General features: G+C 68.4%; 18 protein-coding genes and 5 pseudogenes. 14 read left to right on the top strand and 9 right to left on the bottom strand.

The annotated features are described in order from the left end of the window. Positions 1 to 122 precede the first annotated feature (122 nt). From O159_RS13420 to O159_RS11025, 3 genes are read left to right on the top strand one after another with little or no spacing between them, the layout of a single operon-like run. Positions 123 to 1,022: a sensor histidine kinase gene (locus tag O159_RS13420; RefSeq protein WP_081689876.1), complete on the top strand. Its 900-nt coding sequence runs from the start codon at positions 123 to 125 to the stop codon at positions 1,020 to 1,022. A 60-nt stretch (positions 1,023 to 1,082) separates the two neighbouring features. Then, positions 1,083 to 1,700 (top strand): sensor histidine kinase, encoded by a 618-nt coding sequence (locus O159_RS13415; RefSeq protein ID WP_052323534.1) that lies wholly within the window; start codon positions 1,083 to 1,085, stop codon positions 1,698 to 1,700. Then, positions 1,697 to 2,452, top strand: coding sequence for a response regulator (locus O159_RS11025; RefSeq protein WP_021755865.1), 756 nt, complete (start codon positions 1,697 to 1,699; stop codon positions 2,450 to 2,452). Before O159_RS13415 ends, O159_RS11025 begins: the two co-directional genes overlap by 4 nt. On the opposite strand, the pseudogene O159_RS11020 reads toward O159_RS11025, so the two are convergent. Further along, a pseudogene (locus O159_RS11020) lies at positions 2,415 to 3,413 on the bottom strand (IS481 family transposase). The gene O159_RS11025 and the pseudogene O159_RS11020 overlap by 38 nt on opposite strands. 96 nt (positions 3,414 to 3,509) lie before the next feature. Between O159_RS11020 and O159_RS11015 the strand changes: the two are divergent. After that, positions 3,510 to 3,904 (top strand): annotated as a pseudogene (locus tag O159_RS11015) (sugar phosphate isomerase/epimerase family protein); the annotation flags it as partial. Between the two features lie 106 nt (positions 3,905 to 4,010). Here the strand turns inward: O159_RS11015 and O159_RS11010 are convergent. Together O159_RS11010 and O159_RS11005 are read right to left on the bottom strand one after the other, a co-directional pair. Next, the gene (locus O159_RS11010) at positions 4,011 to 4,682 is read right to left on the bottom strand and encodes an ABC transporter ATP-binding protein (protein WP_021755863.1); all 672 of its coding nucleotides are present in this window, start codon (positions 4,680 to 4,682) and stop codon (positions 4,011 to 4,013) included. A 16-nt stretch (positions 4,683 to 4,698) separates the two neighbouring features. Continuing rightward, positions 4,699 to 6,246, bottom strand: coding sequence for an ABC transporter permease (locus O159_RS11005; RefSeq protein WP_021755862.1), 1,548 nt, complete (start codon positions 6,244 to 6,246; stop codon positions 4,699 to 4,701). A 152-nt stretch (positions 6,247 to 6,398) separates the two neighbouring features. Between O159_RS11005 and O159_RS11000 the strand changes: the two genes are divergently transcribed. The 8 genes and pseudogenes from O159_RS11000 to O159_RS10965 all read left to right on the top strand — a co-directional run bounded on the left by O159_RS11000 (position 6,399) and on the right by O159_RS10965 (position 13,165). Then, the gene (locus tag O159_RS11000; protein ID WP_043993719.1) at positions 6,399 to 7,169 is read left to right on the top strand and encodes a response regulator transcription factor; all 771 of its coding nucleotides are present in this window, start codon (positions 6,399 to 6,401) and stop codon (positions 7,167 to 7,169) included. After that, complete coding sequence (locus O159_RS10995) at positions 7,166 to 8,821, top strand: sensor histidine kinase (RefSeq protein WP_021755860.1); 1,656 nt, start codon at positions 7,166 to 7,168, stop codon at positions 8,819 to 8,821. Before O159_RS11000 ends, O159_RS10995 begins: the two co-directional genes overlap by 4 nt. Next, positions 8,818 to 9,603 carry an alpha/beta fold hydrolase gene (locus O159_RS10990; RefSeq protein ID WP_021755859.1) on the top strand — a complete coding sequence of 262 codons (786 nt, stop codon included), beginning with the start codon at positions 8,818 to 8,820 and terminating at the stop codon, positions 9,601 to 9,603. Before O159_RS10995 ends, O159_RS10990 begins: the two co-directional genes overlap by 4 nt. A gap of 233 nt (positions 9,604 to 9,836) precedes the next feature. After that, positions 9,837 to 10,352 carry a 50S ribosomal protein L10 gene (gene rplJ / locus O159_RS10985; RefSeq protein WP_021755857.1) on the top strand — a complete coding sequence of 172 codons (516 nt, stop codon included), beginning with the start codon at positions 9,837 to 9,839 and terminating at the stop codon, positions 10,350 to 10,352. A 68-nt stretch (positions 10,353 to 10,420) separates the two neighbouring features. After that, positions 10,421 to 10,819, top strand: a complete 399-nt coding sequence (gene rplL, locus O159_RS10980; RefSeq protein WP_021755856.1) for a 50S ribosomal protein L7/L12 — start codon at positions 10,421 to 10,423, stop codon at positions 10,817 to 10,819. A 296-nt stretch (positions 10,820 to 11,115) separates the two neighbouring features. After that, on the top strand, positions 11,116 to 11,598 hold the full coding sequence (locus O159_RS10975; RefSeq protein WP_236609476.1) for a MarR family winged helix-turn-helix transcriptional regulator: 483 nt from the start codon (positions 11,116 to 11,118) through the stop codon (positions 11,596 to 11,598). A 59-nt stretch (positions 11,599 to 11,657) separates the two neighbouring features. Further along, positions 11,658 to 12,047 (top strand): annotated as a pseudogene (locus tag O159_RS10970) (MFS transporter); the annotation flags it as partial. A gap of 119 nt (positions 12,048 to 12,166) precedes the next feature. After that, positions 12,167 to 13,165, top strand: a pseudogene (locus O159_RS10965) (IS481 family transposase). A gap of 5 nt (positions 13,166 to 13,170) precedes the next feature. Here the strand turns inward: O159_RS10965 and O159_RS10960 are convergent. Continuing rightward, positions 13,171 to 13,767, bottom strand: a complete 597-nt coding sequence (locus tag O159_RS10960; protein WP_021755853.1) for an MDR/zinc-dependent alcohol dehydrogenase-like family protein — start codon at positions 13,765 to 13,767, stop codon at positions 13,171 to 13,173. A gap of 222 nt (positions 13,768 to 13,989) precedes the next feature. Here O159_RS10960 and O159_RS10955 point away from each other — a divergent pair, with 222 nt between their 5' ends. Then, a complete protein-coding gene (locus O159_RS10955; RefSeq protein WP_021755852.1) occupies positions 13,990 to 14,550 on the top strand; it encodes an MFS transporter in 561 nt (186 codons plus the stop codon). A 221-nt stretch (positions 14,551 to 14,771) separates the two neighbouring features. Here the strand turns inward: O159_RS10955 and O159_RS10950 are convergent, their stop codons facing one another. From O159_RS10950 to O159_RS10935, 4 genes and pseudogenes are all read right to left on the bottom strand, one after another. Then, positions 14,772 to 15,779: a LacI family DNA-binding transcriptional regulator gene (locus O159_RS10950; protein ID WP_021755851.1), complete on the bottom strand. Its 1,008-nt coding sequence runs from the start codon at positions 15,777 to 15,779 to the stop codon at positions 14,772 to 14,774. 6 nt (positions 15,780 to 15,785) lie between these two features. Then, a complete protein-coding gene (locus O159_RS10945; protein ID WP_021755850.1) occupies positions 15,786 to 16,019 on the bottom strand; it encodes a hypothetical protein in 234 nt (77 codons plus the stop codon). Between the two features lie 4 nt (positions 16,020 to 16,023). Beyond that, positions 16,024 to 16,995, bottom strand: a complete 972-nt coding sequence (locus O159_RS10940) for a carbohydrate ABC transporter permease (RefSeq protein ID WP_236609475.1) — start codon at positions 16,993 to 16,995, stop codon at positions 16,024 to 16,026. Further along, a pseudogene (locus tag O159_RS10935) lies at positions 16,949 to 17,335 on the bottom strand (carbohydrate ABC transporter permease); the annotation flags it as partial. The gene O159_RS10940 and the pseudogene O159_RS10935, both read right to left, overlap by 47 nt. Positions 17,336 to 17,459: 124 nt before the next feature. Between O159_RS10935 and O159_RS10930 the strand changes: the two are divergent. Beyond that, positions 17,460 to 19,340, top strand: coding sequence for an ABC transporter ATP-binding protein (locus O159_RS10930; protein WP_043993716.1), 1,881 nt, complete (start codon positions 17,460 to 17,462; stop codon positions 19,338 to 19,340). 181 nt (positions 19,341 to 19,521) lie between these two features. Here the strand turns inward: O159_RS10930 and O159_RS13410 are convergent, their stop codons facing one another. Then, positions 19,522 to 20,259, bottom strand: a complete 738-nt coding sequence (locus O159_RS13410) for a CD225/dispanin family protein (protein ID WP_169725693.1) — start codon at positions 20,257 to 20,259, stop codon at positions 19,522 to 19,524. Positions 20,260 to 20,393: the final 134 nt, after the last annotated feature.

Genomic DNA, 20,393 nt, shown 5'->3' with positions numbered 1-20,393 from the left:
GCGACCCTCCGCGTGTGATCTCCCCAGCCTGCTGACCTCCGGGAGGAAAGCCCCTGTTGTGTTCATACTGTTCGCGACCCTTCCCGCTCCGGCAGCCCATACTTGGAGCCGGAGGTGCGAGGATGCGCAGGCGTGCGTGGAGCGTGGCCGGGCGGGTTTTCGGCGTGCAGGTCATCGCCCTGCTCGTCACCGGCTCGGTCCTGACGGTCGTCGTCGTTCTCGACGCCCAGAACGCCGTCACCGAAGACGCGGCCCAGAAGAGCCTCGCCGTCAGCCAGACCATCGCCTCCGATCCGTCTGTGAGAGACGCTTTGCTCGCTCACGATCCCACTGCGGCTTTGCAGCCGTATGCGCTGGCTGTGATCGGCTCGGCCAGCGTCGACTTCGTCACGATCATGAGCCCGAAAGGGATCCGTTTCACCCACCCCCATCCCAATCAGATCGGCCGGCGTTTCCTCGGCACGATCAGCGAGGCTCAAGCCGGCAGGACCATCACCGAGACCTACACAGGCACGCTCGGCCCGTCGGTGCGCGCCGTCGTGCCCATCCTTCGAGACGGGCAGCTCGTTGGCATCGTCTCCGCGGGTGTGAGGACGGCGAGCCTCGGGAGCGAAGTGCTGCCCCGGGTCCCGTTCCTCATCGGCGTCTTGGCTGTCGTGGCGTTGCCGGGAGCTGCGGCTGCTGTCACCCGGCGCTCCCTGAGCCGGATGATCGGCCGGATGCTGCCCGAGCAGATGGCTCGGATGGTTCAGTTCAGTCTGTGCTCCACTCTGTTCGCGAGGGAGTGGTCCTCACCGATGGGCGGCGCAGAGTCGTCCTCTACAACGACGAAGCGGCGGACCTCCTGGGTCTTCCTCCCGCATCGGAGAACGCCCCGGCCCGTGCCGCGGCGGAGCTGGGCATCGATGAGGATGTCGCCGTCCTGCTGGACTCCGGCCGTCGCGTGGTCGAAGAGACCCACATCGCCCAGGGGCGCATGCTGCTCGTCAACCAGGAGTCCGCGGCGCCCGTGGGCCGGATAGCGAAGGCCGGACAGGGGGCCGTGATGACGATTCGCGACCAAGAGTGCCCTTCAGGTCCTTTTGGGCGAGCTTGAGTCGGTGCGCACCCTGGCCGACGCCCTGCGGTCGCACTCTCATGAGCACGCCAATGTCCTCCACACCATCGCTTCCCTGCTCGAACTCAATCGAGCGGGCGAAGCGAAGGCGCTGATCGCCGGGATGTCGCACACGAGTCAGGATCTGACGGATTCGCTCCGCAACCGCGTCGGCGATCCGGTGCTCACTGCGTTGCTCCTGGGGAAATCCGCCACGGCCAGCGAGCGCGGGATCATTTTTCGCGTAGACCTCGAAGACAAGGCGCGGCTTCCTCTCTCCGGCAAGGAACTGGTCACCGTCCTGGGCAATCTCCTCGACAACGCTTTCGACGCCGTCATGGCGAAAGAGCACCCGCGAGCGGTCGGTCTCACACTCTCCCGGTCCACCGGAACCACGCTGCTCGAGATCACGGACACGGGCGCGGGAGTTCCGGACCAGTTCGACGTCTTCGAGATGGGCGCCACCACGAAGACCGACACAGCGACGGCCCACGGCATCGGACTGGCCCTCGTGCGACAGACGGTTGAGAAGCACGGCGGCACCATTCATTTTCGCCGTAAGCCGACCACCGTGGTCGTCACCCTGCCGGCCGGGGCATCGTGATCCGCGTTCTTGTGGTCGACGACGAGCCGATCGCCGCCGAAGCCCACGCCGATTACCTCACGCGCCTCGACGGTTTCGAACTGGCGGGGATCGCGCATTCCGCTCGGCAAGCCCAGGCTCAGATCGCTCGTGCCCAAGCCCGATCGGAACCCGTCGATCTGATCCTGCTCGACATCACTCTGCCGGACGCGAGCGGGCTCGAACTGGCCCGGGCCCTCTGCGCAGCCCGAATGCCGATCGACTTCATCGCCATCACCGCGATACGCCAGATGGACACCGTGCAGGCAGCTCTTGGCGTTGGTGTTGTGCAATACCTGATCAAACCCTTCGGCTTCGCGTTGTTTCGCGAGAAGCTCGGCGGCTATCTGCGCTATCGCGCTCTTCTCGCCGGCGACCACGGTCATTCCACCCAGCAGGAAGTGGACGCGGTGTTCTCGAGCCTTCGCCCGTCGGGCCGTCCTGGACTGCCGAAAGGTCTTACGTCGAGCACGTTGGAGTCGGTGACGGGCCTCCTGCGTCGAACGCCCAGCCCGCTTTCCGCCTCCGAAGCGGCGGAGCTGCTGGGACTGTCGAGGGTCACGGCGAGGCGCTACCTGGAACACCTGTGCGACGACGGCCTCGCTGTGCGGGAGCAAGCCTCGCTGTGCGGGAGCAAAGATATGGAACGCCCGGAAGACCAGAGATTCTTTACCGGTCCACGCTCGGTGGCGCGCTCTAGGTGTGTTTCTCAGGGACGTTGGTCAATCTGCTGATGGGTGGCTGGCTGCCGATGGCGGTGTGGGGCCTGTGGTGATTGTAGGAGTGCAGCCAGGCCGGGAGTGCGTTGCGGCGGGCTGATTCGGAGTTGTAGTGCCGGGCGTATGCCCAGCCGTCGGCGAGGGTGCGGTGGAAGCGTTCGATCTTGCCGTTCGTCTGCGGATGGTAGGGCCGGGTGCGTTTCGGTTGGATGCTGAGCTCGGCGCAAGCGTCGCGCCAGGCGTATGAGCGGTATGCGGAGCCGTTGTCGGAGAGCACCTGTTCGACGGTGACGCCACGGCTGGCGAACCAGCCGACCGCTCGACGCAGAACAGCGATTGCAGTGGCGGCGGTTTCGTCGTCGTGGATCTCGGCGTAAGCGACACGGGAGTGATCGTCGATGACGGTATGAACGAACGCTGTGCCGGTGATCATGTCGCCGGTGATCCCGTGTTTCCCGGTCCGCTTCGCGGTGATGGCCTTGTTCCGCTCTCCCTGGAGACGTCCGACGTAGCGCCAGCCGCCACCGTCGGGGATGTTGCCGAGTTTCTTGATGTCGACGTGGATCATCGATCCGGGATGCTCGTGCTCGTAGCGGCGGGCGGGTTCGCCGGTGCGGACGTCGACGTGGCTGGGCCGATTGATCCGGCACCGGGAGAGGACCGTGTGAACGGTCGAGGCGGGCATGCCGAGCTGGGCGCCGATACCGACTGGTCCCAGCCGCTTCTTCCACCGCAGATGCACGACCTTGCGGACCAGTCTTCGCGGGGTCTTGTTCGGGCTGTGATGCGGCCGTGACGAACGGTCCAGCATTCCCGCCTCGCCCATCTCCACGTAACGACGAGCCCATCGGTCCGCGGTGCGTCAGGACACTCGGAAGTAGGTCGCCGCCGCAGCAACGGACCAGCCGTCGTCGACGACTTGGCGGGCCAGGCGGAGGCATTCGCGAGGAGTCAAAGCAGCATTAGCGTGGGTCACGAGGACCTCCTAAGTCATCGAGTGCAGGGAAACTAGACAGCCCCACTCTCGACCGGGAGGTCCTCACCCATCTATCGCGTCACACCTCAACCAACGTTCGGATTCAACTGGGACCCGTCGCACATGATGTGGCAGGACATCGACCCGGTCGATTTCATCGTCGACTTCCAGGACCGGATCTACCACGTCGATTGCAAAGACACTCGCCTCCGTCCGAAGAACGGCCGCGCCGGTGTGCTCGGTTCGCACCTCCCGTGGGGGACCCCCGTCGCGGCTGGGACTTCGTCTCCACCGGGCACGGCGACGTGCCCTGGGAGGAATCATTCCGTGCCCTCGAGTCGATCGGTTACACCGGCCCGATCTCGATCGAGTGGGAGGACGCCGGGATGGACCGTCTGCACGGAGCGAGGGAAGCGGTGGGTTACATCCGCTCGCTCCTCTGGAAGCTGCCGACGGCATCCTTCGACGCGGCGTTCAGCAATCAGGACTGAGCCGTGCGCCGGAGCTGGCTGACCGGCTTCTGCGCGCGACGGCCATCCGGGTGGGAGCGCCGCGGGTGTGTTCTCGCACACCCGCGCCGCCCGCGTGCCCGCCCGCTTAGGCGATCTCTTTCACCTCACCGTGCTTGATGTTCAGCCGCCGCTGGGCACGTTTGGCGACGGCGGTGTCGTGGGTCACGATCACCACAGTCAGTCCGCGGTCGCGCCACAGGCCCTCCAGGAGGTCCATGATCTCGTCCCGGGTCTCCTCGTCCAGATTTCCGGTCGGCTCGTCCGCGAGGAGGACACCCGGGTTCTTCGCCAGTGCCCGGGCGATGGCGACGCGCTGCTGCTGGCCGCCGGAGAGCTCGGACGGGAGGTGGTTGCCGCGATCCGCGAGGCCGACTGACGCGAGTGCCTCGGCCGCGCGGCGTTTGCGCTCCCCCGCGCTGATGCGGAGCGGGGCGAGAGCGGTCTCGACATTCTCCTGGGCGCTCAGCGTCGGAATGAGGTTGAAGCCCTGGAAGACGAAGCCGATCTCGCTCGCGCGGAGGGCGGTCAGTTTGTGGTCCCCGAGCGTCGACAGGCTCGACTTGCCGAGCGAGACATCGCCCGAGCTGGGGCGGTCGAGCGCTCCCAGCATCTGCAACAGCGTCGACTTGCCGCCGCCGGTCGGGCCCTGGATGGCGACGAGCTGACCGTCGGGGATGTCGAGGGTCACATCCTTGAGGGCGATGACCTCCCGCTTGGACCGGGTGTATTTCTTGGTGACGTTCGTCAGGGTGTACACGGGATGCTCCAGAGGTTCAGGCGACCGACCGCAGGGCGGCCGCGGGACGGAGACGGGAGGCGCGCCACCCGCCGATGGCTCCGGCGATCAGACCGCCGAGGAGGGCGAGGCCGACGGCACCGATGACGATCCAGACGGTCACCGGGGCGTGGAGGGAGATGTCGGCGGTGCTCCGCGAGGCGGCCCGGAGACCCTCGAAGCCCCCGCCGCCGAAGCCGCCCTCGGCGCTGGTGCCCGTGCCGGGGCCGCCGGGTGTGGCGCCCGCTCCCCGGCCGGCAGCCTCGGCTGAGCCGGCACCGATGCTGCCGGTCAGAGTCGGGGAGATCACGTTCACCACGAGCACGCCGAGGAGGCCGACCGCCACACCGATGACGCTGCCGATGAGCCCCTGCACGACCGACTCTCCCGCGACCTGCCCGACGATGCGGCGGTTGGACCAGCCGATCGCCTTCAGGGTGCCGAACTCGCGGGTGCGCCGGGTGACGCCGGAGATGGTGAACAGGATGGCGATGAGGAAAGCCGCCGCGAGCACGATGACCGAGAGCCAAGTGCCGAGGTTCGCGATCAGCTGCCCGGCGCTGCCGAGCGAGCCGGAGACCGTGGACGCCAGGTCGGCCTGGGTGCTGACCGTCGCGTCGGGGAGCGCTTTGGTCAGATCGGCTTTGATCTGATCGATGTCGCTGGAGGAGGCGGCCGTGACAAAGACCGACGAAATCTTGCCGGACTGGCCCGAGAGGGTCTGTGCGACATCCAGGGGGAGATAAGCGTTGGCCGCGGTCGTCGAGTCGGCGCCGGTGGCGGAGACGATCCCGATCACCTTGACATCGGTGCCGCCGATGGCGATCGTGTCGCCGACGGCCTTGTTCGCGGTCTTGGCGTATGCGGCGTCCAGGATCGTCACATCCGCGCCCTTGTCGGCGGCGGTGAAGGTGCGGCCGCTCGACAGCGACACCGAGGCGAGCGGTCCGACCGATTCGCCGGCCGGGTCGAGACCGATGACCGAGAAGGAGTCCACGGTGAACGAACTGCCGCCGGCGCCGTCCGCGCCGCCTGTCGGCGGCGGCGTGGTCTCGGTCTGGCCGCTCCCGCTCCCTCCGGCCTGCCGTTGTTCGCGCATCTGCTGGAAGTCGGGGAGGGTGCCGCTGAAACTGGTGTTCGTGAGCGACAGCACCGACGCGGCGGCGGAGACGTTCTCGACTTTCTTCACGGTCGCCAGCGTGCTGGCGTCCATCACGGTCGCGCCGCGGGTGGGCTCTAGACGGGAGGTGTCGACCTGGCGGCCGCTCCCGGTGTCGGTGCCCGCCTCGGCGCCGAAGTCGAAGCGCGGTCCGCCCCCGGGGCCCCGCTGCGCGTTCGCGGTCTGCGCGGTGGCCGGCTGGCTGACCGTGATGTCGGTGCCGACACCGTAGACGGATTGCAGGACGCTCGCCTGGGCTTCCTTGACCCCGGCGAAGACGGCGTTGACGATGATGACGAGCGCGATCGCGAGGGCCATGCCGATGGCGATGATGGCTGTCTGCTTGCGGCGGTTGAGCAGCTCACGCCGCAGATAGGTCCCGAACATTGGTTTCCGCTTCTCTCGGGTCGAATGACTACGGAGGGAAAGTAGGCCGGGGCGTTTTCGGAACGCTGTGGCGAACCTATGGTTCTGCCGAGCGGAGGCTTCTCAGGATGTCCATGGTTTCCTCAGAGACACCGTCAAGGCCTCTCTTGATAATGAGAAAGGTGACCACCAATACCCGAGCCGCCTCCGGCCCCTCCACTCAGCCCCGAACCCTTCTGCGCCGCGCGGACGGCAGTTCCATCCGCGTCCTGGTCGTCGATGATGAGTCCACGCTGACGGATCTGCTCGCCATGGCCCTCCACTATGAGGACTGGGAGGTGAAGACCGCCTCGAACGGTCAGCAGGCTCTCCAGCTCTCCCGCGAGTTCAGGCCGGATGTCGTGGTTCTGGACATCATGCTCCCCGACATCGACGGCTTGCAGGTGCTTTCCCGGATGCGCGCCGACGGCAATGAGGCTCCCGTCCTCTTCCTCACCGCGAAAGACTCGCTGGACGACCGCATCGCCGGTCTCACCGCCGGAGGAGACGACTACGTCACGAAACCGTTCAGCCTGGAGGAGCTGGTCGCCCGCCTCCGCGGCCTGCTGCGCCGGTCACGCGCCGCGGTCGCCGATCAGGACGACCCTGTTCTCGTCGTGGGCGACCTCGTGCTGGATGAGGACAGCTACGAGGTGCATCGCGACGGCGAGCCGATCCAGCTGACGGCCACCGAGTTCGAACTGCTGCGCTTCCTCATGCGGAATCCGCGGCGCGTGCTCAGCAAGGCGCAGATCCTCGACCGGGTGTGGAGCTACGACTTCGGGGGGTCCTCCAGTGTGGTCGAGCTGTACATCTCGTACCTGCGCAAGAAGATCGACGCGGGGCGCACCCCGATGATCCACACCGTCCGCGGAGCCGGTTATATGGTGAAGGCCGTGCAATGACCGCTGCCCGCTCGGCAGGCGCCCCGAGAGCCGGCCGTGTGCGCGGCTGGTTCGCGAACATCCGTCCATTCCGTTCGTGGACCCTCCGCAGCCGGGTGGTTCTCGTCGTCGTCGCGATGCTCGCGGTTCTCGGCGCGGTGATCGGGACGGTCAGCGTCCTCGCGCTGAAGACCTACCTGATGCAGCGCCTCGACGGGCAGCTCACGAGCGCGCTCTCCCGGGGTGCGCACACCGCCGACAGCCTGTTCGGCGTGTCGCCGACCGGGCCCGAGGGCATCCGCATCGTCGCCGTCCCCGGCCAGCCGACGGGGACGTTCGGCACCATTCGCAGCGGGAACCAGTTCCTCTTCCCGGTCATCCTCACCGACCGTCCGGCCGGCAGCTCCGACAACCACCCGGCGGAGCCGCGGGTCGTCGGGCTCATCCCGGGCGATCAGCTCCGCTCTCTGCCCGCGGACGCCAATCCGCGCACGATCGACTTCGGCTCCGCCTACGGCGACTACCGCGTCGCCGCGTACCCGCTCGAGAACGGCGACTCCGTGATCATCGGCCTGCCGCTCAGCGATGTGCAGGCGACCGTGGGCCGGCTGACGTTCGTCATCGTCCTGGTCGCCCTCTCCGGGATCGTCTTCGCCTTTCTCCTCGCGAGCTTCGTGATCCGCCTGGCCATGCGCCCGCTGGAGCGTGTCGCGGGGACGGCCGAGCAGGTGGCGCACATGCCGCTCGACCGCGGCGATGTGGCGCTCTCCGTCCGTGTCCCCGAGGAGGACACCGACGCGCACACCGAGGTGGGCAAAGTCGGCGCGGCCCTCAACCGGATGCTGGGGCACGTCGCGTCGGCCCTGACCGCCCGGCAGGCGAGCGAGCTGAAGGTGCGCCAGTTCGTCGCCGACGCGAGTCACGAGCTGCGCACGCCGCTGGCGTCCATCCGCGGGTACGCCGAGCTGACCCGCCGCTCCCCGCACGAGCTGCCGCGCGATGTCACCCATTCGCTCGGCCGCATCGAGTCGGAGGCAACCCGGATGACCTCGCTCGTCGAGGACCTCCTCCTCCTCGCCCGCCTGGACGAGGGCCGCGAGCTCGACCGGGACCCCGTCGATCTCTCACTGCTGCTCGTGGACGCGCTGAGCGACGCCCACGCCGCCGGGCCCGGCCACGCCTGGAGCATCCTCCTGCCGGAGGAGCCCGTCGACGCGCCGGGCGACGCGCAGCGGCTGCATGAGGTCGTGGCGAACCTGTTGGCGAACGCGCGCCTGCACACACCGGAGGGGACGAAGGTCGTGGCGTCGCTGACGGTGGATGCGGAGGCCGGGCAGGCCGTTGTGACCATCGCGGACGACGGTCCCGGCATCCCGGAGGGGCTGCAATCCACGCTGTTCGAGCGGTTCGCACGCGGCGATAGCTCGCGGGCCCGGACGACGGGCTCGACGGGCCTGGGGCTGGCGATCGTCCAGGCCGTCGTGGTGGCGCACGACGGGACGGTGTCTGTGCAGAGCCGGCCGGGTGACACCGTGTTCACGGTGCGGTTGCCGCTGGCGCGCGCCGCCGAGCAGGCGACGGCGGACGGAGCCGATGCCGGAGCCGCAACAGAAGACGCAGCCGCAAACCAGATGGCTCCGGAGACCGAGCCGGGGGCGGGGGACGCGCCATGACACCGACGCTCGTGGTCGCGACGGAGTATGGTTCGTCCTCCGCTCCACCTCTCCTCTATATCCGCGCTCTTCCCGCTGAGAGCCGCCAGCCGCGCGGTTTCGGACGGGCGCTCGAGCGGTGGGTGCTGCGCGGGCCGACGCGCGAACGCTCCGTCTACGCGGTCGGACGCCCGATGTCGCTGCCGCTGGATGCGGACATGTCGCGGCTCGCCGAGGTGTACGCCAACGTCGTGCGGAGGCGTTTCGACGGGCCGGTCTCCCTGATGGGGATGTCGACGGGCGCGAGCGTCGCCCTACAGCTCGCGGCCGACCATCCCGAGCTCGTGGACAGCCTGGTCGTCGCCGCGGGCGCCGGATGCCTCAGTCCGCGGGGCCGGGCCGTGCAGCGCCGGTACGCGGCGATGCTGGCGGCGGGGGGCCACCGGGCTGCGGCGGAGCTGGCGAGCGCGACGATGTCGTCTCGGCGCCTGGACCCGCTGGTGCGAGCGGCGACGAGGCTTCTTCCCGCGCCCGATGACATCGAGAGCCTCTTGACGATCCTGCGCGCAGAAGACGGGTTCGATGTCCGGGACCGTTTGGGTCGGGTCGGTGCCCCGACGCTCATCCTCTCCGGCGGGCGGGATGTGTTCTACCCGGCCGACCTCGGTCGCGAGACGGCGGTGAGGATGCCACGCGCCACGCACATCGTCTACCGGGACCGGACGCACGGCGGCGTCCCGCTGCATCCGAGGTTCGCCGACGACATCGCCGCGTTCCTGCGGCGGACGCAGCAGGCGGGGTGATTTGCGCATCCGCCCGCCCATCCCGTACCCTGGTCGGAGCCAAAGACCGCTGGTTGTCGTGCTTGCACGACCGAAGACCCATTTCGGTGGGGGCCTGCGCAGGTAAAGAAGCAAGTCTCGCAGTTCTCTGCGTCGCCAGCTCCGTGCCCTGCGCCGGAGCTTTTTCTTTTGCCCGCGGTCGAGGCGCACATCGCTCCCGCGGTGTGCGACGAAGAAGATTAGAGGAGTAGGCCATGGCGAACAAGGAAGCTACGGTCGCCGAGCTGGAGAACCTGTTCGACAGCTCGACCGCCGTTCTGCTGACCGAGTACCGCGGTCTCACTGTCGCTCAGCTCAAGACGCTGCGCACGTCCATCAGTGAGCACGCAACGTACGCCGTGGTGAAGAACACGCTGACCAAGATCGCGGCCAACAAGAAGGGCATCTCGTCGTTCGACGAGGATCTCGTCGGTCCGTCCGCGATCGCCTTCGTGCATGGCGACCCGGTCGCCGTCGCGAAGTCGCTGCGTGACTTCGCCAAGGCAAACCCTCTGCTGGTGGTCAAGAGCGGTTACTTCGACGGTAACCCGCTGACTGCCGAAGAGGTAGGCAAGCTCGCCGATCTCGAGTCCCGTGAGGTTCTGCTGGCCAAGCTGGCCGGCGCCTTCAAGGCCTCGCTGTTCGGAGCCGCATATCTGTTCAACGCGCCGCTGTCGCAGGCCGTTCGCACGGTCGACGCGCTGCGCGAGAAGCAGGAGTCCGCTGCGTAGATCCTTCGAGGATCAGGGCCCTCGGGTCCCGCACGCGGTGAGTAACCACACACACTAAGGAGAAAATCATGGCAAAGCTGTCGACTGACGAGCTGCTCGAGGCGTTCAAGGACCTCACCCTGATCGAGCTCAGCGAATTCGTGAAGAAGTTCGAGGAGACCTTCGAGGTCACCGCCGCGGCCCCCGTCGCCGTCGCCGCGGCCCCCGCCGCCGGTGGCGCCGGCGCCGCTGCCGAGGAGGCGGAGGAGAAGGACTCGTTCGACATCGTCTTCGAGGCCATCGATCTCGGTAAGAAGATCCAGATCATCAAAGAGGTCCGCGCTCTCACCAACCTCGGCCTCGGTGAGGCGAAGGCCCTTGTCGACGGCGGCGCGGGCACCGTCGTGCTCGAAGGCGCCAACAAGGAGACCGCCGACAATGCGAAGGCCAAGCTCGAAGAGGCTGGCGCCACCATCGTCCTCAAGTAGTCGGCGCCCCATCCGGGGCTCTTCTACCGCAGGCTGATGGCCACACGACGCGGACTCCTCACACCCAGAGGGCGTTCCACGGTATAGAGGGCGTCGCTCCCGTCACGGGGGCGACGCCCTCGCGTGTTTAACCCGGGTAGCGCGGAACGCTCGTCCACCGAGCGCCCGGTCGCGCCTGCCGCGTGCTCGGTGTGTGGGCGCGCATCGCACTGTCGCCGGCGCTTCGGGCTTTGCTGGCGGCTCAGCGCCGGTCCGAGCGCTTGATTTATATAGACTAGCTATATATAGTGGATGTCGTGGCCGAGACGATCATCACCGAGACCGACAACGCCGCCCTGCGGCAGACCCTGGGCGACCTCGTCGTCGCGAGCCACCGGCTCACCCGCCTCGCGGCCCGTGCCACAGGCAGCGCCGAGTCCCCCGCGACCTGGCGCACGCTCAGCGTCCTCCAGACCACCGGCCCGCTGCGGCTCGGCGAGCTGGCCGCCCAGAGCCGGGTCTCGCAGCCGACGATGACCAAACTCGTCCGCAACCTCGTCGAGGCGGAATGGGTCAAGCGCATCGCCGACACCGACGACGCCCGCGCCTGGCAGATCGCGATCACGTCGAAGGGCGCCGATGCGCTGCAGGACTGGCGGGACGCCCTCTCCGCCGCGCTGGTCCCGATGTTCGCCGACCTCAGCGTCGACGAGCTGGCCGCCCTGCGCCGCACAGTCGAGGTCATCGTTTCGCGGGTCGAGCTCTCGACGGCGGCCGGCGCGGCCGTCTCGGGGCGCTAACGGCCCGGCGCCGCATCCCCGTCCCCTTTTTTCCGAATCCTCAGGAGCCACTGCCCTTCATGTCCCACGAGAAGCCCGACACCATCCTCAAACAGCCCACAGCCGTCTGGGCCGTCGCGTTCGCGTCGGTCATCGCCTTCATGGGCATCGGCCTGGTCGACCCGATCCTCCCCGCCATCGCGGCGAGCCTGAAGGCCACACCGACCGAGACCGAGATGCTCTTCACGAGCTACCTGCTCATCACGGGCCTCGCCATGTTCTTCACGAGCTGGATCTCCAGCCGCATCGGCGCCAAACGCACGCTGCTGATCGGCCTCGCTCTGATCGTCGCGTTCACGCTCGCTGCCGGTCTCTCGCAGAATGTGGAGTCGATCATCGGTTTCCGTTCCGGCTGGGGCCTGGGGAACGCTCTGTTCATCTCGACCGCGCTGGCGACGATCGTCGGTGCGGGCTAGGTTGTGCTGCTCAGGGACGTTGGTTGAGGTGTGACGCGATAGATGGGTGAGGACCTCCCGGTCGAGAGTGGGGCTGTCTAGTTTCCCTGCACTCGATGACTTAGGAGGTCCTCGTGACCCACGCTAATGCTGCTTTGACTCCTCGCGAATGCCTCCGCCTGGCCCGCCAAGTCGTCGACGACGGCTGGTCCGTTGCTGCGGCGGCGACCTACTTCCGAGTGTCCTGACGCACCGCGGACCGATGGGCTCGTCGTTACGTGGAGATGGGCGAGGCGGGAATGCTGGACCGTTCGTCACGGCCGCATCACAGCCCGAACAAGACCCCGCGAAGACTGGTCCGCAAGGTCGTGCATCTGCGGTGGAAGAAGCGGCTGGGACCAGTCGGTATCGGCGCCCAGCTCGGCATGCCCGCCTCGACCGTTCACACGGTCCTCTCCCGGTGCCGGATCAATCGGCCCAGCCACGTCGACGTCCGCACCGGCGAACCCGCCCGCCGCTACGAGCACGAGCATCCCGGATCGATGATCCACGTCGACATCAAGAAACTCGGCAACATCCCCGACGGTGGCGGCTGGCGCTACGTCGGACGTCTCCAGGGAGAGCGGAACAAGGCCATCACCGCGAAGCGGACCGGGAAACACGGGATCACCGGCGACATGATCACCGGCACAGCGTTCGTTCATACCGTCATCGACGATCACTCCCGTGTCGCTTACGCCGAGATCCACGACGACGAAACCGCCGCCACTGCAATCGCTGTTCTGCGTCGAGCGGTCGGCTGGTTCGCCAGCCGTGGCGTCACCGTCGAACAGGTGCTCTCCGACAACGGCTCCGCATACCGCTCATACGCCTGGCGCGACGCTTGCGCCGAGCTCAGCATCCAACCGAAACGCACCCGGCCCTACCATCCGCAGACGAACGGCAAGATCGAACGCTTCCACCGCACCCTCGCCGACGGCTGGGCATACGCCCGGCACTACAACTCCGAATCAGCCCGCCGCAACGCACTCCCGGCCTGGCTGCACTCCTACAATCACCACAGGCCCCACACCGCCATCGGCAGCCAGCCACCCATCAGCAGATTGACCAACGTCCCTGAGAAACACACCTAGGCCGGTCACTCAGCCGCGCCCGGCATCCTGAGCACCGTCTTGCGCCCTGGCTCCCGCCGTGCGGCCGTGCGGTAGGCGCTCCACAGCTCATCGAAGGGATACTGGACCGGCTCCGGCGCGCGCAGCCGGCCCTCCGCGGCATCGGCGAGCAGTCCCGCCAGCAGACGGCGATAGTGTACGTCCGCGAACCGCACGAACGCCGGGACGGAGACCACGCGCTCCCTCCGCTTGCGCAGTGCGTCCACCGCGCCGCGCAGCGCGTCCGCGCGCTCGTGCCCGGGTCGTCCGGCCCAAGCGGTGTGGACGAGGACGCCCTCCGCCGCGAGCGCCTCGCCGGCGCGCACCGATCCTGTGTGGTCGATCGCCGCATCCACCGCACCGCCCGCGGCTGCGCGCACGGCGGCGGGCCAGCCCTCGGCGCGGTAGTCCACGATCGGGATGGCGGAGCTGTCGGTTCGGGATGCCGTTCCGACCACCATCCGGCCCTCGCGCAGCGCGAACTGCACGGCCAGCGCACCGACCGCCCCCGTCGCCCCCTGCACGAGGATGCGCGGGGCCGGTCCCGCTGCCCGCAGCGCCAGGGCGGCCGTGACGGCGTCCAACGGCGCTGCTCGGCGGGCTGCTCGGCAGCTGGAGCTGGCGCGGGCCGTTCTTCGTAACCGCCACGCTGATGGCGATCGGCTTCGTCGCGATCATCGTGCTGCTGAAGAAGAACCCCGAGCAGCCCCTCCCCGACGAAGCTCTCCGCTCCGTTCCGCGCGCTGGCCATCCCGGCCCTCGGCTTCCTGGCCGCTGCGGCGCTGTTCTACAACATCGGCTTCTTCGTGCTCCTGGCCTACACGCCGTTCGCCCTGGTGCCGCTCGGCGTCGAATCCGCGATCGCGCTCGGCCTGGTCTTCTTCGGCTGGGGCGTCTCGCTCGCCGTCACGTCGGTCTGGGTGGCGCCGCTGCTCACCGCGCGCATCCCGCGCACACGAGTGCTCTGGACGGTGATGCCGCTGCTCGCGCTCGATCTGATCGCCGCGGGGATCTTCAGCTCGTCGCTGGTCGCGCTGATCGTCTGTGTCATCGTCGGCGGTCTGCTGCTCGGCATCCTGAACACCGTGCTCATCGAGTGCGTGATGGAGGCGACGGACCTGCCCCGCCCGGTCGCGTCGAGCGCATACTCGGGCGTGCGGTTCCTCGGCGGAGCCATCGCCCCACCGGCGGCGACGCTGCTGGCCGACACGATCAGCCCGGCGATGCCGTTCTTCGCCGGTGGCGTGTCTGTGCTCATCGCGGTCGCTCTCATCGTGCTGGGACACAAGCACCTGAAGCGGGTGGACGCACCGCAGGAGTCGGCGGACCAGGAAGCCGAAGTGCTGGCGCTGGCCGACGCCGGCTGAACGCGCAGCCCGCACGATGCGAAGAGCCGCCCTGTCCTAGTCAGGGCGGCTCTTCGCATTCCGGAGCTCAAGAGTTCGGCAACGGGCGGCCGTCGGCTGGCGATCGTGCCTACCCGAAAGGCGCGATCGGCCAGCGGCCAACGGACCTATTATTCCAAAACGTGAGCGTTCTGCGGTGCATGATGGCTGATTTGACGGAGATCGTCTGAAGATTCCGTGTGTCAGTGCGGGGGAGCGGTGGAGCTGCGGACGACGAGCGTCGCCGCCGCGCTCACCGAGCGTGTACGCGGCTCCCCACCGCCGAGTTCCTTGAGCAGCATCCGTGTGGCCGTCGCACCCTGCTCGAACGGGTTCTGTGCCATCGTCGTCAGACCGAAGCACGCAGCGAAGTCGTGGTCGTCGATCCCGATGACCGACAGGTCCTCCGGAACGCGCAGCCCGCGGTCGCCCGCGGCGAGGATGGCGCCGATCGCCATCTCGTCCGAGCTGGCGAAGACCGCCGTCGGTCGCGGACCGGGCCGGTCGAGCAGCCGGCTCATGCTGGCGCGTGCTCGCGGAAGCGAGAAGCCGCCCGGGACGACCCACTCCGGCCGCACGGGCAGCCCCGCCACCGTCATCGCCTGCTCGAAGCCGCGCAGCCGGCTCAGTGGGACGTTGCTGTTGAGCCCCTCCTCGTCCTCGCCGCCGAGGTGGGCGATCTGCGTGTGCCCGAGACCGATGAGGTGCTCCGTGGCCCGGCGGGCGGTCGATCGCTCGTCGATGCCGATGCTGCGCAGCCCCATCACCGAGCCGCCGACCACGATGGTCGGATGGCCCAGAGAGGCGAGCTGCTTGCGCTCATCGGGAGTGAAGTCCAGGCAGAGCGCGAGGAGCGCGTCGGTGCGCTTGCGCAGAATGCTGCGGTGGAACACCCGCTCGCGGTTGCCGCGGTGCGCGCCCAGATTGAAGAGGATCATGTCGTAGCTGGCCGCCCGGAGTTCGGCATCCACGCCCTCCAGCACCTGCGCGTAGAACCACCGGCTGACCGAGGGGACGACCACGCCCAGAGCGAGCGTGCGCCCGCTCGCCAGTCCCGACGCGCTGGACGATGCGACGTAGCCGAGCTCGTCCGCCGCCCGGCGCACGGCGTCGCGGGTCTTGTCGGACACGTTCGGGAGCCCCCGCAGCGCCCGGGAGACCGTCGCTGTGGAGACACCGGTCGCCCGGGCGACCTCCTCGATGCCGGTCATGACCGCTCAGGCGTCCCGCTCCGGACGCGACTGCGCGGGCAGTCGCGTTGTCGTGATGCGGCGGCGCGCCTGCAACAGCGCGATGAAGGCGACCGCGAGCGTGAGCGTCGTGAGCGCCCAGCCGAGGGCGGGCTGACCGGTCAGCTCGCAGACGGCGGTGACCACGAAGAACGCAAACCCGAAGAACCCGACGAAGCCGAGTCCGACGTCGACGAGTTCCAGCGGGCGCCAGAAGTGCATCCGCTCAGCCCTTCACGCCGCCGGCCGTGAGGCCCGCGACGATCCGGCGCTGGAAGATCAGCACCAGGATGATGAGCGGGACGGTCACGATCGTGCCGGCCGCCATGACCGCCGTGTACGGCTCCTGGTGCGGCTGGCTGCCGGTGAACGAGGCGATGGCGACCGTGACCGGCTGCGTCGCGTCGCTGGACAGCTGGCTGGAGATCAGGAACTCGTTCCACGAGGAGATGAACGCCAGAATGGCGGTGGTGAACACCGCGGGCGCGGCCAGCGGCAGGATGATCTTCCGGAACGCCTGCGCTTGCGAGCAGCCGTCGATCCGGGCGGCCTCCTCCAGGTCCCAGGGCATCTCGCGGAAGAACGAGGTGAGCGTGTAGACGGTCAGCGGCAGCGCGAACGAGATCTCCGGGATGATCAGCGCCTGGTAAGTTCCCATCCAGCCGATGTTCGTGAAGAGCTGGAACAGCGGCGTGATGAGCGCGACCCCCGGGAACATCGAGGCGGCGAGGATGACGCCGAGGACGATGCCCTTGAACCGGAAGTCCAGCCGTGCGAGCGCGTAGGAGGCGAAAATGCCGACGACCAGCGAGATGACCGTGACGCAGAGGCCGATGAAAAGCGAGTTCAGCAGCGCTTGTCCCAGGTGTTTGCCCAGGTTGGTGGAGAGAGCCGTCACGTAGTTGTCCCACGTGAAGTGGGCGATCCACGGGGTGTTGTCGTTCGTGTAGCCGACGTCGCGGAACGAGGTGACGACCATCCAGTAGAACGGGAGGAGGCACCAGAGGACGATCGCGAGGGCCTGGACGCCGGTGCGGACGCCGGCGCTCCGGCGCTCCGGCGCCGCTGCCTCGTGCGGCTCTTCGTCTGCGGTCGGGGGTGTGCGTTCGCCTCCGGAGGGGAGGTGGAGGCCCGGGGGCCGGCGACGGCGGTCATCCCTTCGCTCCTTTCTGCTGCGCCTCCTGTGTCCTGACCACATTCGTGCCGAGGAACCGCACGAAGACGAAGGCCACCAGGAAGACGATGATGAATGTGATGGTCGAGAGGGCGGCCGCGCTGTTGAAGCCCTGCCGGATCTGATCGACGACGAGAATCGACAGCGTCGTCGTCGCGTACCCGGTGCCGCCTCCGCCGCCGGTGAGGATCTGCGGCAGGTCGTAGATGCGCAGAGCGTCGAGCACGCGGAACAGGATCGCGACCATGAGCGCCGGTTTGAGCAGCGGGAGGGTCACCCGCCAGAAGCGCTGCCCGGTGCTCGCGCCGTCCACCTTCGCCGCCTCGTAGACGTCCTCCAGGATGACCTGGAGGCCGGCGAGGACGCGGCTGTTTCGCGGGAAAGGGAGGAGTTCGCGCGGACTCTGTGCGATGACTCCTCCTTTTCCGCCGGCGTCGTCGCGTTGCGGCGGTGGCGGGGAGGACGGCCCGGCGAGTTACCCTGAACTCATGAGTGGGATGCGTGGAATCGGCGGCGGTGGGATGCGGTCGCGCGTCAGCGGCGGGGACGCCGAAGCGCAGAAGGCACTGAACGCGACAGCGCCCCGCATCCCGCATCTGTTCCGGCGGATCATGGCGCTTTTCGCGCCGCACCGGGCCGCGATCGTGCTGATGATGGCGCTGGTGCTGATCGGCGCCGCGCTGTCGGTGATCCCGCCGCTGCTGACGCAGCGGGCCTTCGACGATGGTCTGTTCCCGAAGGCGGGGAAGCCGGACCTGCCGACGCTGATCGAGATCGTGGCGCTGATGATCGTGGTGTTCGTCTCCTCGGCGCTGCTGGGGGTCGCGCAGACGTATCTGACCTCGGCGGTCGGCAACAGGGTGATGGGGGCGCTCCAGGTGCGGCTGTTCTCGCACCTGCAGTCGATGGAGCTGAGCTTCTTCACGAAGACCAAGACGGGCATCATCCAGTCGCGGTTGCAGAACGATGTCGGCGGGGTCGCGAACGTCCTCACGAACACGGTGTCGAGCGTCCTGGGCAACACGGTCACGGTGATCGCCGCGCTGGTCGCGATGCTGCTCCTCAACGGGCAGCTGACGATCGTGGCCGTGATCCTCATGCCCATTCTGGTGATCGCGCAGCGGCGGGTCGGGCAGGCGCGGGCGCGGATCGCGACGAAGACGCAGGAGTCGCTGTCGGACATGACCGCGATCACACAGGAGACGCTGAGCGTGTCGGGCATCCTGCTCGCGAAGAGCTTCACCCGGCAGCGCGCCGAAGTCGAGCGCTACTCCGACGAGAACCGCACCCAGATCCGCTTGCAGGTCTCGCAGGCGATGAGCGGCCAGTGGTTCTTCGCGATGGTGAACATCTTCCTCTCGTCCATCCCCGCGATCGTTTACCTCGTCTCGGGCTGGCTGGTGCTCGGCGGTGCGACCGACATCACCGCGGGCACGATCGTGGCGTTCACGACCGTGCAGGCGCGGCTGCTCTTCCCGCTGCTCGCCCTCATGCGGGTGGCGCTCGACCTCCAGACGTCGGGTGCGCTGTTCGCGAGGATCTTCGAATACCTCGACCTCAAGCCGGCCATCGTGGACCGGCCGGATGCGGTGCCGGTCGACTCCGAGCGCGAACTCGGGCGGATCGAGTTCGACCGCGTCGCCTTCCGCTACCCGGATGCGCGGGACGGGGAGCGGAACACGCTCGACGACGTCTCGTTCGTGATCCAGCCGGGCGAGTTCGCGGCGTTCGTCGGTCCGAGCGGGGCGGGGAAGACCACTGTGTCGTACCTCATCCCGCGGTTCTACGACACCACGAGCGGCCGCATCCTGTTCGGCGGCACAGACCTGCGCGCGCTCCAGCAGGAGTCGCTCGTCTCGCACATCGGCGTGGTCAGCCAGGAAACCTATCTGTTCCACGCGACCATCGCCGAGAACCTGCGCTACGCCCGGCCCGAGGCGACGCCGGAGGAAGTGGAGTCGGCGGCGCGGCGGGCGAACATCCACGACACCATCGTCGGTTTCCCAGACGGCTACGAGACGGTGGTCGGCGAACGCGGCTACCGGCTCTCGGGAGGCGAGAAGCAGCGGATCGCCATCGCGCGCGTCCTGCTCAAGGACCCCGCCGTTCTGATCCTGGACGAGGCGACCAGTGCGCTCGACAGCATTTCGGAGCGCGTGGTGCAGCAGGCGTTGGACACGGCTTCGCGCGGCCGCACGACCATCGCGATCGCTCACCGCCTCTCCACCATCGTCGCGGCCGACATCATCTTCGTCGTCGACCGCGGTCGGATCGTGGAGCGGGGGAACCACCGGCAACTGCTGGAAGCCGGGGGCGTCTACGCGCGGCTGTACTGGGAGCAGATCGAAGGTTCACTGCTCGACACCTGACGGGGCGCCAGCCCCACCGGACGGACGACCGTCCGGTGGGGCTGGCGCCGTCGCCGGGCTGGCGCCGTCGCCGGGCTGGCGCCGTCGCCGGGCTGGCGCCGTCGCCGGGCTGGCGCCGTCGCCGGGCTGGCGCCGTCGCCGGGCTGGCGCCGGACCGGGCGCTCGCGGCGCTGATCGACGCCTAGCCGCGGGCGGAACCGGTGAGCTCGCCGCCCTCTTCCGCGGAGACGAGGAAGCAGGTGATGCCGCGATTCTGCATCGACCAGGAGGCGGACGTCGGGCCGAAGTAGTTGATCGAGTAGCCCGAAGCGTCGGTCTCCGCTCCGATGTACTGCGCGAACGCTTCGCCGGTGCAGGCTTCGCTGGCCGCCTGCTTCACGGCCTCGGCACCGGGGAACGCGGCGGCGCCGGCCATCTCGAAGGTGTGGAAGACCTCGGCGGTGTGCGGCCCGGCGCAGTCGAGGAGTTCGACGGTGCTCGCGATGCCGCTGGCCGGGAGCGCCAGGCAGTCGCCGACGTCGAGGTCCTCGACATCGATCGATGCGTCCGAGACGGCGTCTTCGCTCTCGGCGGCATGGAGGGAGGCTGTCGTGACCGCGATCGTCATGACGACCGAGACCAGCAACAGCACGGACCCGATGCAGGTGCCGACGATCGCCAGGGTGCGGGCGCTCTTGCCGGCCGCGGTCGCCGCCGGGAGGTCCTGGGCCGCGAGCGCGCGCCGCGCGGCGACCGACTTGAGGATTGCGGCGATGCCGACCGGCCAGAACAGCGCGGTGGAGACGATTGAGGAGGCGAGGTGGGTGGCCGGCTGCCGGGGCGGCACTGCCTGCTGAGGCTGGAGCGGCTGGGGCTGGCTGGACTCGGGTTGGGCGGACTCGGGCTGCTGCGGCGTTCCGGGGGCAGGCTGAGACGTCACGGTGGGGCTCCTTATGGGGGGTCGGACACGCGAGAATCGAGCGCCGCGGTTCACCGTAGGGCAGACGGCCGCTCCTTCAGTGCGGTCCGGATGGAATTGCGCGCACGGGGCTGCCCGACCCGTGCTCCCGCGAC

The organism is Leifsonia xyli subsp. cynodontis DSM 46306 (assembly GCF_000470775.1).
GTDB lineage: Bacteria > Actinomycetota > Actinomycetes > Actinomycetales > Microbacteriaceae > Leifsonia > Leifsonia cynodontis.
The sequence above is the reverse complement of the archived record's forward strand: the minus strand, read 5'-3'. Positions and strand labels throughout refer to the sequence as shown.